Origin of the sequence: Rufibacter roseus (assembly GCF_001647285.1) — a bacterium.
Classification (GTDB): Bacteria; Bacteroidota; Bacteroidia; order Cytophagales; family Hymenobacteraceae; genus Nibribacter; species Nibribacter roseus.
In genome coordinates this window covers 54526-68371 of sequence record NZ_LRML01000002.1, presented here as the reverse complement: position 1 = coordinate 68371, position 13846 = coordinate 54526, and the positions used below count along the sequence as shown (strand labels likewise).

Below are 13846 nucleotides of genomic sequence, written 5' to 3'. Positions count from 1 at the left end.
AGAAGGAGTAGACTTGTTATAGGCTTACTTTACCTAATAAAGGCTAAACAGGAAAGGCTGCCATTTGGCAGCCTTTCCTGTTTTGTAGATGAAGTCAGCGGTTAATGACCGCCTTCTACTCCTAAGTTCTCAATATCATATCCTTGCTTTTTAAGGATTCCGGAAACCCTCCAGGCAAAGAAGGCTAAGTATCCGAAACATACCACGGCTACCCAATATGAAGAGTGAATGTCAATGATGTCGGCTAACCCGCCCTGAAGCGGCGGAATGATGGCACCACCCAAAATCATCATGATTAACAGGGAAGAACCTTGGCTTGTATATTTACCCAAACCGGTAATGCTTAAAGCAAAAATACTGGACCACATAATAGAGCAGATCAAACCTCCGCTTATGAAAGCGAACAAACCTACTTTTCCGGTTGTATAAAGACCAATAATCATAGCCACCACACCTAACAGACCCAGGCCCATCAGCAACTTGGCAGGCTTACCTTGAGACCAGAAGTTAACCGCTATCATGATAGCAATACAAACCGCATACACATACAGGTCATTCACTGCGTTTCCGCTGATGTAGTTTACAATCAATACTACTGCAAAAGCAATGAACGGCACTACCACGCTCAGAATAGTACGGGTGCTTTTAGAAACATTGAAGATCGTCACGGCACTCATCCAGCGGCCAATCATTAAGCTTCCCCAATAAAGAGAGATGTACCTAGAGATCTGGGCCTCATTGTAACCACCAAATTCCTCAGTCATCAACAAAGCACCCAAATTACTTTGAATAGTTACCTCAACCCCCACATACACAAAGATAGCGATCATGCCTAGGGTCAATTGCGGGTAACGCATAGCTCCCCAGCCTTCTCCACTACCTTGGGCAGCCTTGGTAGATAAAACCAAGATCAATATCACGCTTAAGAGAGCCAGAACTAAGAGAATAAGGGTGGTGGAGTCACTTTCTGGCAATAATTTTCCTACTAAAGACAAAGCAATGATAACACCAGTAATGGCCAACAATGCTTTGGTTGCTTTGCTACTGCGCTCCGGTTCTTCGTCTGACGTTACGCGTGGCATTTTACGGATAGAGAAGATACCAGCCACCAAAAGGAATACCCCAGCTAAGATAAGATACAGCATGTTAATAGAGCTGGTAGTAGCAGCCTCAATTTGCTCCGGAGAGGCAACCACGGCTCCAAACAAAACAAGCGTAATAATAATTGGTCCTAAAGTAGTACCAAGCGAGTTAACCCCACCAGTAAGATTTAAGCGGTGCATACCCGTAGCCGGGTCGCCTAGCGCTACGGCAAAAGGGTTAGCGGCTGTTTGCTGCAACGAGAAGCCCAGGGCAATTACGAAAAAGGCTAATAAGATAAACCAATAATTCTCAGAACCTACCGCAGGCAGCATAAGGAGGGCGCCCACCACTGAGATGATCAAGCCGTAAATTATTCCTTTTTTGTACCCAATTTTATTCAAGAAGTCAAATCCTACACTGGTAGAGTAGAGGTATAGTAGCAGTGAGCCAATAAAGTAAGCCCCATAGAAGGCGGAGTCAATCAACTGCGACTCAAATTGGGTTAAATCAAAGTGGGTTTTACAGAAGGGAATGAATACTCCGTTTGAGGCTGCCAGAAAGCCCCAGAAAAAAAATACCATCGCCAGCGTGTACAATGCCGAGCTGTAGCTTTTACTAGATTGTTGCTCCATAAAATGGTTTAATGAGAGAGAGATTTGAAGTGTTAGTTATAAGAACAGATTGAGTAATTGCAAAATCGGTTCTAAACTAAAAAAATTAATCATCAATTAAGCCTAACAGGGGGTAATTTTTGAATACCTCTTACAGCATTTACTACTCCAGTGCCAGAGTTGTAAGATTCTAGAATAGGTAAATAACTCAGCCTTTACCCTTTAAAAAGAAACAATTGAAAGATCTACTATTTCTTGTAGGTTTCTCATTTGTAATAAATATTTCAAAATTTTCCTGTATCGTAGCCTTTCTAGAGGCGGGTGTAGTTTTAGGTGCATCAGGAAAATGAAGATATGGATTTAATTTTATGAGACAATATTTGAATTAATATGTTAAATACATGTGGTTTCAAAAAACTCATTTAGTAGCACATAAGAACAGCAATAAATAATAGAAGTTGTTTTAGAGCTGATTTTTCAAAAACAGGTCTAAAACAACAGGTGATCTAAAGACACTTGGGGAAACTTGAACTGAAGAGGTGCATGTCATGCTACTGCTTGCTGGCTATGAATGGTTCTCCCTCTTGCGGTCAGATGACTCCCGCACAACCAACACCGGATCTAACACAATCTTCTTGGGTTGTTCCAACTCCAGGGTAGGAGCAGTGGAATTGTTTTTTTGAGCCAGTGCCTCTAAAAACAGGTTGAACGCTTCTTCGCCCATTTGGGGAGCCTGCTGGTCAATGGTAGAAAGGCTGGGGGTAACATAAGGGCTAAACGACTCATTTCCGAAACCAACCATTCCTATTTGTTCAGGCATTTTATAACCCTGCTTCTTTATATATTGCAGAGCTCCTAAACCGGTAAAATCTTCGGCGGCAAATATGGCATCTGGTTTTTTAGAGCTATTGAATAAGTACTCAGCCCCCATTCTACCTGACTCTACCGAGTTTTTGCCGTACTGAATTAAATCATCGTCTACGGTTAGGTTATTCGAGCGCAAAGCATCAACATACCCGCAAAGGCGGTCATTGAAAATTTTGATGTGCTGTGGACCAGAAATATGGGCAATACGGTTATAGCCTTGCTGGATTAAATGCTCGGTGGCCATAAATGCCCCTTTATAATCATCTACTACCACAGAAGGGGCCTTGAGTTCATCTTTGGTCCGGTCAAAAAGTACCAGCGGTACTTTCCGCTTCTTTACTTCCAGAAAGTGGTCGTAATTAGTAGTCTCCATGGCAATAGAAGCAATAATGCCATCTACGCTGGTTTGCAGCAGTGTTTCTATACCCTCTACCTCGTATTCGCCGTTTTCAGTTGACTGGAACAATAACACATTGTATCCTTTGGTGCGGGCAAGTCTTTCTATACCATGTACTACTGCGGCAAAAAAACCAATTTCAGAACTGGGAATAACAATGCCTATAATATTGGTTCTGCCTGAACGGAGAGAAGAAGCCAGGCGGTTCTGTTTGTAATTTAAATTTTGTGCAGCCGTCTTGATAAGCTCTTTTGTAGCCACACTTATAGATGGATGGTCATTTAAAGCCTTTGAAACGGTAGAAGGGGATGTATTCAGCTCCTTTGCGATGTCATGAATGGTGATTCTCGCCATAGTGGGTTATCGATTTCTTCAGCAAATAAAGTTAAAAAACTGGAGGTGAGCGGAATGGTTGAAAAAAATATAAAAAAGCGCCTGTAGTAGAACGATTTCTTTGTAATAGTCGTAAAAGGCGCAAATCCCCCGCTTGCTAAAAGCATCTCAAGTGAAACAAAACTAATTATTCATCTCATAATATCAGGCCTCTCAAGAATAAAAAATTTTAAAAAGTTATTTCCTTGAGTCGTTTATTTAGAAAATTGTTAAAAATCTGAAAATTTTTATGTTCAAAAATCTTTGAGATAAGAAAAGAAATCCTTAAATCGCTAAGGAAATCGATTTCCTAAATGAGTTGGAAAATCAATTCCATTGATAATCAGCTTTTTGTGTAACTGTCAATTACACCTTTATTCTATAGTTTCAAATCCTAACCCTTCTTTTATGACAAACATATTACCAAAAGTGCAGCCAACATTAAACAGTTGGTTTACTCTATGGCAGCACAGGAAGATGGCTTACCTGACTATGCTGTTTATAGCTTTATTAGCAGTAGGCTCCGGTCAGGCTTTCGCTCAACAAAGAACTGTTACTGGAGTAGTGACAGGTAGTGATGGAGCACCTCTGATAGGAGTAACGGTCGCCCTAAAAGGAACGACCACCGCCACTGCTACTGATGCTAATGGACAATTCTCTTTACCAGTGTCAGGCAGCGGCGGCACTTTGGTGCTTTCTTACATAGGTTATGTTACACAAGAAGTTTCTGTGGGAAATCAATCTAATGTAAATGTAACCTTGGCCACAGATGCAAAGGCATTGGAAGAAATTGTTGTGGTGGGGTATGGTACCCAGCGGCGCGAAGATGTAACAGGTTCTGTCGCTACTGTAACAGAAGAAAACTTCAACCGTGGTCAGGTAACCACACCGGACCAATTAATTACCGGTAGAGTGGCAGGTGTGCAAATTACTTCAAATGGTGGCGCCCCCGGCTCCGGTAGCACAATCCGGATCAGAGGTGGATCTTCTTTGGGAGCAAGCAATGATCCATTGATAGTGATTGACGGTGTCCCGGTTGACAACGGAACAATCTCCGGTTCACCTAACCCTCTTAGTCTTATCAACCCTAATGATATTGAATCTTTCAATATTTTGAAAGATGCGTCTGCTACTGCTATTTATGGTTCCAGAGCATCTAACGGGGTAATCATCATCACTACTAAAAAGGGTTTGGCTGATGCACCTTTCAAGGTGAATTTTAACACCATTGCCTCTATCTATAGATTAACTGATCAGGTAGATGTTCTTTCTGCCGATGAGTTTCGTGAGGCGGTGCTTCGTGAAAAAGGGCCAAGCCAGGAAGCATTGTTAGGAGATGCCAGGACCAATTGGCAAGATCAGATTTTTAGAGACGCTTTTGGTATTGACAATAACCTTGTGTTCAGTGGCTCAGTGAAAAGCCTGCCATACCGGGTGTCATTAGGATATTTAGATCAACAGGGCACGTTGAAAACAGGACACTTGAAAAGGAGTTCTGCGGCTATAAACCTGACGCCAAGCTTTTTAGATGATCACCTGCGCGTGAACCTGAATGTTAGAGGAACGCTCTCTAAAAGCAGATTTGCAGATGAGGGAGCAATTGGTTCAGCGGTAGCGTTTGACCCTACTCAACCTGTTTATTCAGACGATTCCCGTTTTGGAGGCTATTATGAGTGGGCCAATGCAAACGGACCGCTTCTGCTGTCTCCAAGAAACCCTTTGAGCATGCTGGAGCAAAGACGTGATCAGGGTGAGGTATTCAGAAGCATAGGAAGCATGCAGTTAGATTACCGCTTCCATTTCCTGCCAGATCTGCGGGCTAACCTGAATGTGGGTTATGACCTTTCCAGAAGCGAAGGCGGGGTGGTAGTGGCGCCAACGTTGGCTTCAGGTTTCTCAACAGCAGGTAGCCGTAGCCAATACGAGCAGGAGAGAGACAGCCGCTTAATGGATTTCTACTTCAACTATGCAAAAGAAATTACAGCACTTAAAAGCCGTGTTGATGCTACTGTAGGCTATTCTTACCAGTATTTTAAAACCTACAGCCCTTCTTTTGCCACCTTCAATGAAGCGGGTACGGTAGAGTTAACCCAAGCTGCTCCTTTTCCTTTTGAAGTTGAAAATGCACTGATCGGCTTCTTTGGGCGTGTGAACTATACCTTTAACGACCGCTACGTATTAACTGCCAATATCCGCAGAGACGGTTCTTCAAGATTCTCGCCAGACACCCGTTGGGGTACTTTCCCAGCGTTGGCCTTTGCCTGGAGAATTAATCAGGAAAGTTTCTTGAGAAATGCCACTGCCATCACTGACTTGAAACTGAGATTGGGTTATGGCTTAACTGGTCAGCAGGACTTTGGTCAAAGCTATCCTTACCTGGCTCGCTATACTTTCAGTGAGAACACAGCCATGTATCCTTTCGGGAACCAATACTACAACACACTACGTCCTGCCGAATATGACAGAAATATTAAGTGGGAAGAAACCAAGCAGTACAACGTAGGATTAGACTTCGGCTTGTTCAACGATAAGTTTACTGGTACCATTGATTATTACCGTAAAGAAACCAAAGACCTGTTGGGTACTATCATTCCAGCGGCTGGTTCTAACCTATCTAACAGACTCTTCACTAACGTTGGAAGCTTGGAGTCTGAAGGGGTTGAGGTAACGTTGAACTTCAACCCAATTAACCTTGAAAATGTCAACTGGAACTTTAGCGTAAATGGTACTTATACAGATGTCACCATTACCCGCCTGACTAATGTGGACGAAACAAACAGCGTAGGAAGCCCTCAAGGTGGTATCTCTGGCGGTACAGGTAATACTGTTCAGGTGCATACGGTGGGATATACCCCATTTGCTTTCTATGTATACAAACAGGTGTATAACGAAGAAGGCAAGCCTGTAGAAGGTGTGTATGCTGATTTGAACAACGATGGTATCATTAACCAGAATGACCTCTACCGTTATAAGGCACCTATGTCACCCGTATACTTAGGTTTCAGCAATGACCTTACCGTTAAAAACTGGAATCTGAACTTTGTGCTACGGGCTAACCTAGGAAACTACGTTTATAACAACGTGTTCTCCAATAACGGCACTTACCAGAACATTAACCGCACCGATTTCCTGACGAACATGTCTAGAAATGTGCTGGAGACAAACTTTACCGGTTTAAGCGCAGAGCAGCCACGCCTCTTGTCTGACTACTATATCCAAAACGCTTCTTTCCTGCGGATGGATAATATCACCCTGTCTTACAATTTTGGAAAAATAGCCAGAGACAGAGTAAATCTTCGTTTGTCAGGTACTGTGCAAAACGCCTTTGTCATCACAAAGTATGAGGGTCTTGATCCAGAAGTGGGCGGTGGTATAGATAACAATCTTTACCCTAGAGCCAGAGTGTTTTCCTTAGGCGCTAACCTTGATTTCTAAAATTTAAAGAGAGAGAAATGACAAGTAATATTATAAAGAAAATGGTAGTGGCAGGGGGAATCGCTTTATCGATGACCGCTTGTACCGATGACCTTAATCTAGCACCTCAATACGAGGTGACATCTGCCAGTCTCTACAAAGACTTTGCGAACTACAAATCTGTATTGGCGAAGATATACGGCGGATATGCTTTGACTGGTCTTAAAACAGACGGAGCCCCAGACCTTTCTGGTTTTGACGAGGGAAAATCAAATTACATCAGAGCCTACTGGACGTTACAGGAGCTATCTACCGATGAAGCCGTCATTGCCTGGAGTGATGTGTTTCCTATTCATAACATGAATTGGAATTCTGGCACAGAGGCTGTGCGTATGATGTATGATCGTATATTCTACCAGGTTGCTCTGACCAATGAGTTTATCCGGAATACTACAGACGCTAGACTAGCTGAGAACGGTATTACCGGTGCTAACCTGGAAGAGGCAAGAAATTACCGTGCCGAAGCCCGTTTCTTAAGAGCCATGACCTATTGGCATGCGCTTGATCTGTATGGAAACGTACCTTTTGTGACAGAGACAGACCCAATAGGTTTTTTTAATCCTCCCCAGATTTCCCGCGCCGAATTATTCGCATGGGTGGAGTCTGAGCTGTTGGCAGTGGAAGCTGAGTTGGTTCCGGCGCGCCAGAACGAATACCCACGAGCTGACAAAGCCGCTGCCTGGATGGTATTGGCCAAACTGTACCTGAATGCAGAGGTTTACACGGGGCAGGCTCGCTACACAGATGCCATTACCTATTCCAAAAAAGTAATTGACGCAGGGTATACACTCGCGCCAGAATATCCAGAATTGTTCATGGCTGATAACGACAGATATGCGCGTACAACTGGTGGCGTACCTCAGGAAATAATCTTACCGGTAGCCTTTGACGGCAGAAGAACCACCTCATGGGGAGGAACTACTTTCCTGATTCATGCCTCACTGGGGCCTGAGCATAATGCGGCTGCTTTTGGTATGAACGGAGGATGGGGCGGTTTAAGGGCTACACCAGAGGTGATTGATTTGTTCAACACATCTGACGAACGCGCCATTTACCATACTGAAGGTCATACGAAAGAGATTGAAGCCATCAGTAATTTTGCTAACGGTTACCCTCTAAACAAATACACCAACATTACTTCTACCGGTGCACCAGGTTCAGACCCAGGCTTGAACTTCCCAGACACAGACTTTCCACTTTTCCGTTTGGCTGACGCCTATTTAATGTATGCCGAAGCAGTGTTGAGAGGTGGAACCGGTGGAGATAGAGCTACTGCTTTGGGTTATGTAAACATGCTAAGAAACAGAGCCTTCAACGGTGCCGGGAGCATTTCTGATGCGCAGTTAACCCTTAATTTTATCTTGAACGAGAGAGCCAGAGAACTGCACTGGGAAGGACACCGCCGTACTGACTTAATCCGGTATGGACTGTTTACCAGCAGTAACTACTTATGGGCTTGGAAAGGGGGCGTACCAGCTGGTAGAGGTGTAGCAGATTACCGTAGGTTGTATCCAATCCCGGCTTCTGACTTGGCTGCCAATCCGAACCTAAAGCAGAACACAGGTTATTAATCATCGGCAAAAAAATCATGTATATGAAAACATATTTAAACAGGATATTATCCCTCTTTGTCGTTGCACTGGCTTTGAGTTCTTGTGAGAAAGATGAAGACAGAATCATCATCAAGGAAGGTGAGCCAGGCATTCTTTCTGCCTCACAGTCTAATTTGGTGCTTACGGTGGAAGATAAAGACAAAGATGCCATCACCTTCACCTGGACAAGGCCTAATTTCGGATTCAATGCGGCCCCAAATTATTCCCTTGAATTTGGTGTAGCGGGTAGTGAGTTTGCCGAGCCAGTAGTGGTAAACGTTGAAAATGCTCTGGTGAGAACCTTTAAGGTATCTGAACTAAATAACATAGCCGACAATTTAGGATTGCCTGGTTTTCAACCAGGTGTAATGGAAGTAAGGTTGAAAGCCAGCGTAAGTGACTTTTATGAACCAGTTGTTTCAGCTCCTTTAGAGGTAACCGTAACACCTTACCTGGCAGAACCGGAGTGGCCTGTAATCTTCTTGGTTGGTGCCGCATCTGAGAATGATTGGGATGCTTCAAGAGCAGTTCCGTTCTTCCGCGATGAAGAAGACCCATTTGTGTATACCCTGACCACGCGCTTAAGACCGGGTGACTTCAAGTTGCTTGCTTTTCGTGGAAACTGGAATACAGCTTGGGGTATGGGGGCTGCTAACAGCGACGGTAGCGTGAACCTGGCATTCCGTCCTGAAGAAAGTGCTCCTGATGTACCAAACTTCTCTGGACTTGTTCCTTCAGAAGGGTATTATACCATTAGAGTTAGTTTAAGAACTAACACAATTACGGTAGAGCCTTATCCGCAGGGAGCAACAGCGCCCACCTACAACTCCATTGGTATAGTAGGAGCCTTCAGTGACTGGGGAAATAACCCAGATGTTATGATGACCAACTCTACCTTTAACCCACACATTTGGTATGGCACCCTGACCTTGGCAAATGACTCAGAGGTAAAATTCAGAGTAAACCAAGACTGGAATACCAACTGGGGAGCTGGGGTAGATCCTGCCAAAAGGTATGGTAAAGGAAACTTTGGTTCAGCCAACATTCAAATGACGGCTGGTACTTACAATGTGCAGTTTAATGATCTTACCGGCAACTATGTGTTTATAAAACAGTAACTTGTTTTAGTTGCTTAACTATTGCAAACAAACCCGGCCAAAACAGCCGGGTTTGTTTGCAAATATCGAATACACCAATTTTATCAGCTCTTTTAGGTTATTTAAGTTAGGCCAAAAGAACCCAGCAACGGCAATGGTTCCCCTTTCTCATTTTCTTAATAGGGTATTTACCAGAGACCATTAAACGGCATATCAGCAGCACTTGGCTTTGCTTCCTCTCTTCAGCTAGATATTGATGTAAGCTGAGGGGAGGTTTAAATTGAAAGAAGCTTTAGGTGTAATTCAATGACCTCAAAAAATATTGTTTGTAAAATAAAAAGGAGGACAAACAACGGACAATATAAAATGCCCTTCCATTTAAGTATTTATCAGAGTACATGATTCGTTTTTTCTTACCTATTCTCTTATTACTGATTTTCAATAGCCATCTGTTTGCCCAACAGGTTCAGCTCACGTTTAAGGTAGACATGCGGGGGCAGACGGTGTCATCCAACGGAGTGCACGTGGCTGGAAATTTCCAAAACCTAGCTGGTTACGGGTCCAACTGGAATCCAGGAACAACTCAGTTAACGGATCCAGACGGCGACAAAATTTATGAGGTGACGGTTTCCTTGCCCACTGGCGGGCTTTTCCAATATAAATTCGTTAATGGGAACAGCTGGGCAGGCGCTGAATTAGTACCTGCGGAATGCGGGGTGAACGACGGCAGCGGTAATATTAACCGGACTGTAAACGCAATTTCCTCTACCACTACCACTCCGGCCAATGGTTTTGGGTCTTGTGAGGGTGGTACCCCAGAACCTCCCACTACTGACTATGCCACCCACTGGTGGAACGATGCTGTGTTTTACCAGATCTTTGTGCGCAGTTTTTATGACAGTAACGGAGACGGCCAGGGAGATTTTAAGGGAATGATGCAAAAGCTGGATTACCTGAACGATGGTGACCCCGCTACTACCACCGATTTGGGTATAACTGGTATCTGGCTGATGCCCATGAAAGAATCACCGAGCTACCATGGCTATGATGTCACGAACTATTACGCCACTGAGCCCGACTACGGTTCCATGGCTGATTTTGAGGCTTTTCTGGCGGCGGCACATGCCAGGGGCATCAAAGTGATTATTGACTTTGTCATGAACCACTCTTCTGACCAGCATCCTTGGTTTATAGAATCAGCGAGCAACCTCACCAACCCAAAGCGCAACTGGTACCGGTGGTCTGATACCCACCCTGGTTACAATGGGCCTTGGGGGCAGAACGTGTGGCATCTCCGGAACGGGAAATATTACTACGGTCTTTTCTGGGGCGGCATGCCCGACCTGAACTGGGAAAATGCAGAACTAAAAGCTTCTATGTGGGACATTACCCGCTTCTGGTTGAATAAAGGAGTAGATGGTTATCGCATAGACGCTGTAAAATATCTGGATGAAACAGGCTCACAGTTAGAGAATACCGAAGAGAATTTCCGAATACTGGAAGAGTTTAACCAAGTGGTGAAAATGGCTAACCCTAATGCTGTTACAGTCGGCGAGGCCTGGTCTAGTACACCATCAGTGGTGCCTTATGTGCAAAATGACCGCTTGGATTTAGCTTTTGAATTTGACCTTTCTTCGGCTATCATAAATTCGGTGCGCAACAACAATCCTTCTGCCCTAAATAATCAGTTGAACCTTGTAAACCGCCTTTACCCTAAACTACAGTACGCCACTTTCCTGACAAACCATGACCAGAACAGGGTAATGGGAGAGTTATACGGAAACATGGAGCACATGAAGCAAGCTGCGGCTCTTTACCTCGCCATGCCTGGTGTTCCTTTCCTGTACTATGGTGAGGAAGTGGGCATGCTAGGTTCTGGAGCAGATGAAGATAAGCGGAAACCGATGCAGTGGAACCCTGAGGTTAAGGCGGGCTTTACAACGGGTACTCCCTGGCGAAGCGTAAACAGTAACTCTACTCAGTATAATGTGCAGGTAATGTCTGCAGATCCGGCATCTCTCTTAAGTCACTATAAAAAGCTAATTACCCTACGTAATGCCCAGCCAGCTTTAAGAAAGGGGTATCATCTGGAAGTGTCGGCTGGTAACGCTTCAGTGTTAAGCTTTGCGCGGGTGTTTGAGAAAGAGGCGGTTCTGGTGGTTTCAAACTTTGGCGCGGATGCTTTATCATCGCCTTCCTTCTCGGTGGCTGTTTCCTCTTTGCCAGCCGGAAACTATGCTGTCACTGAACTTTACACGAACCAACCCATGGGAACTGTCACGATAAATGAACAAGGCGGATTCAGTCATCATTCCTTTGCCGGAGCTTCGCTGGGTTCTGATCATACCTGGATTTTGAAATTGTCTAGTGCTACAACTACCGGCATCAACCCAGAAGCAAACGCTCTGGAAGTCAACGTTTATCCTAATCCTGCTGCCGGTATGGTTACTGTTTCAGGTGAAGCCTTAGGGAAAAAGAAGAATAGCCTAAAAGTTTATGACTTGACTGGTAAAGTATTGTACACGGCAGAGTTTACAGATTCCTCTTTTCTACTAGACACTAGTGATTTAGCGAACGGTACATATTTTATTCAGGTGCAAAACCATGGAAAACAATTCATGAAAAGGTTAGTGGTGAACCATTAATCTGAAACAGCTTGACATTAATTATTATGTTCAGAAAGTACAGTTATTTAGTCCACTAAGCTAGATACGAAAGCCTTTTTACCATCACAATTTGAACTACATGAATAAACATACATTCCTAATCCTGGCCTCCCTTTGCATTTTCTCTGCAACAGCAGTATTTGCGCAAAACCAGAAAAACAATGTAAGCCAATGGCCACGCGGTATTACCTATGAAATCTTTGTGCAATCCTTCGCCGATTCTAACGGAGACGGAATAGGGGATATCAAAGGCATGACCTCTAAATTAGATTACCTGAAGAATTTAGGCGTGGAAGCCGTTTGGCTGATGCCCATCAACCCCTCGCCGTCTTACCATAAATATGATGTTACGGATTATTACGGCATTCACCCCGACTACGGCACCATAGAAGATTTTAAAGAATTTACCCGTGAGGCACATAAGCGCAATATTAAAGTGGTGATAGACCTGGTGATCAACCACTCCTCCAGCAGTCACCCGTGGTTTCAGGAAGCCGTTAGAAACGAGAATAGCCCCTACCGTGAATATTACGTCTGGACCCATAAAGACGATCCGCAGACCCAGAAAGATGGGAAACCTACCGGTGCCGACTCTGACAACACCACGCATTGGCACAAAGTGAAGGATAGCGATTACCTCTACTACGGCTATTTCTACGGGGGTATGCCCGATCTGAATTATGACAGTCCCAAGCTGCGGCAGGAGGTATTTAAAATTGGCCGTTACTGGCTTACAGAAATGGACGTAGACGGGTTTAGGCTGGACGCAGCCCGTCATATATTCCCCGATGAGCGACCCCAAGATAACCACCAATGGTGGGTGTATTTCCGGAACGAGATGCAGAAAGCAAAGAAAGATGTATACCTGGTAGGGGAGGTTTGGGCGCCTGCCGACATTGTGGGGCCTTATCTGAAAGGCTTACCCGCACTTTTCAACTTTGACATGGGGTATGCTATTACCAAAGCGGTAAACGAAGAGCAGGCGGGAGACCTGGTAAAGAACCACAAGAAAATCAGAGACTTCTACGCAAGCGTTAACCCAGATTACATTGATGCCACCTTTTTGACAAACCATGACCAGAACCGGATCATGAGCGCTGTCAATGGTGACATGAAAAAAGCCAAAATGGCGGCGGCTCTTTTGCTCACTTTGCCGGGCTCACCTTACCTGTACTATGGCGAAGAAATTGGAATGAACGGTAAAAAGCCTGATGAGTACATTCGGGAGCCGTTCTTGTGGGACATGAAAACCAAAGACAAAAGCCGTACAACGTGGGTACAACCCAACTACAGTACAGAAAGTACAGTTGTTCCGCTTGCTGCCCAGCAAAAAGACAAGAATTCGTTGTTCAACCATTACAAAACGCTGGTAAAGTTGCGAAACAACAGCCCCGCCCTAACCTATGGTGAATTGGTGCCCCTGAATGTAGCACCCAAAAACGTGAGCGCTTTTCTGCGGCAGCACCAAGACCAAACCCTGCTGGTACTGCACAACCTTTCTAAAGAGGAAGTAACCCTAGATCTGCCACAGGAAGCAACACAGTTTAACCGTGTTCATTTTAAAACCAAAGGCGGCAAAGTGAACAAAGGCACTGTAACAATACCCGGCTCAAGTAGCTTGATTCTGGAGAAGAATTAGAATGTTATCTGTTTTGGAGCTGTTATTCAGAAAACAGCTCCAAAACGC

The 13846-nt window shown here is 44.4% G+C and carries 7 protein-coding genes; 5 read left to right on the top strand and 2 right to left on the bottom strand.

Annotated features, from left to right (window positions below):
* Positions 1-101 precede the first annotated feature (101 nt).
* Both A8O23_RS02155 and A8O23_RS02150 read right to left on the bottom strand, forming a co-directional pair.
* On the bottom strand, positions 102-1715 hold the full coding sequence (locus A8O23_RS02155; RefSeq protein ID WP_066615990.1) for an MFS transporter: 1614 nt from the start codon (positions 1713-1715) through the stop codon (positions 102-104).
* A 544-nt stretch (positions 1716-2259) separates the two neighbouring features.
* Entirely contained in the window at positions 2260-3312 is a 1053-nt protein-coding gene (locus A8O23_RS02150) for a LacI family DNA-binding transcriptional regulator (RefSeq protein WP_066615986.1), read from the bottom strand.
* Positions 3313-3738: 426 nt separating this feature from the next.
* On the opposite strand from A8O23_RS02150, the gene A8O23_RS02145 reads away from it, so the two are divergent.
* The 5 genes from A8O23_RS02145 to A8O23_RS02125 all read left to right on the top strand — a co-directional run bounded on the left by A8O23_RS02145 (position 3739) and on the right by A8O23_RS02125 (position 13798).
* Positions 3739-6765: a SusC/RagA family TonB-linked outer membrane protein gene (locus A8O23_RS02145; protein WP_082882861.1), complete on the top strand. Its 3027-nt coding sequence runs from the start codon at positions 3739-3741 to the stop codon at positions 6763-6765.
* A 17-nt stretch (positions 6766-6782) separates the two neighbouring features.
* Positions 6783-8375 (top strand): RagB/SusD family nutrient uptake outer membrane protein, encoded by a 1593-nt coding sequence (locus tag A8O23_RS02140; protein ID WP_066615984.1) that lies wholly within the window; start codon positions 6783-6785, stop codon positions 8373-8375.
* Positions 8376-8398: 23 nt separating this feature from the next.
* Entirely contained in the window at positions 8399-9514 is a 1116-nt protein-coding gene (locus A8O23_RS02135; RefSeq protein ID WP_074988295.1) for a SusE domain-containing protein, read from the top strand.
* A gap of 377 nt (positions 9515-9891) precedes the next feature.
* Positions 9892-12138, top strand: coding sequence for an alpha-amylase family glycosyl hydrolase (locus A8O23_RS02130; RefSeq protein WP_066615982.1), 2247 nt, complete (start codon positions 9892-9894; stop codon positions 12136-12138).
* A gap of 100 nt (positions 12139-12238) precedes the next feature.
* Positions 12239-13798: an alpha-amylase family glycosyl hydrolase gene (locus A8O23_RS02125; protein WP_066615981.1), complete on the top strand. Its 1560-nt coding sequence runs from the start codon at positions 12239-12241 to the stop codon at positions 13796-13798.
* The last annotated feature ends 48 nt before the right edge of the window (positions 13799-13846 follow it).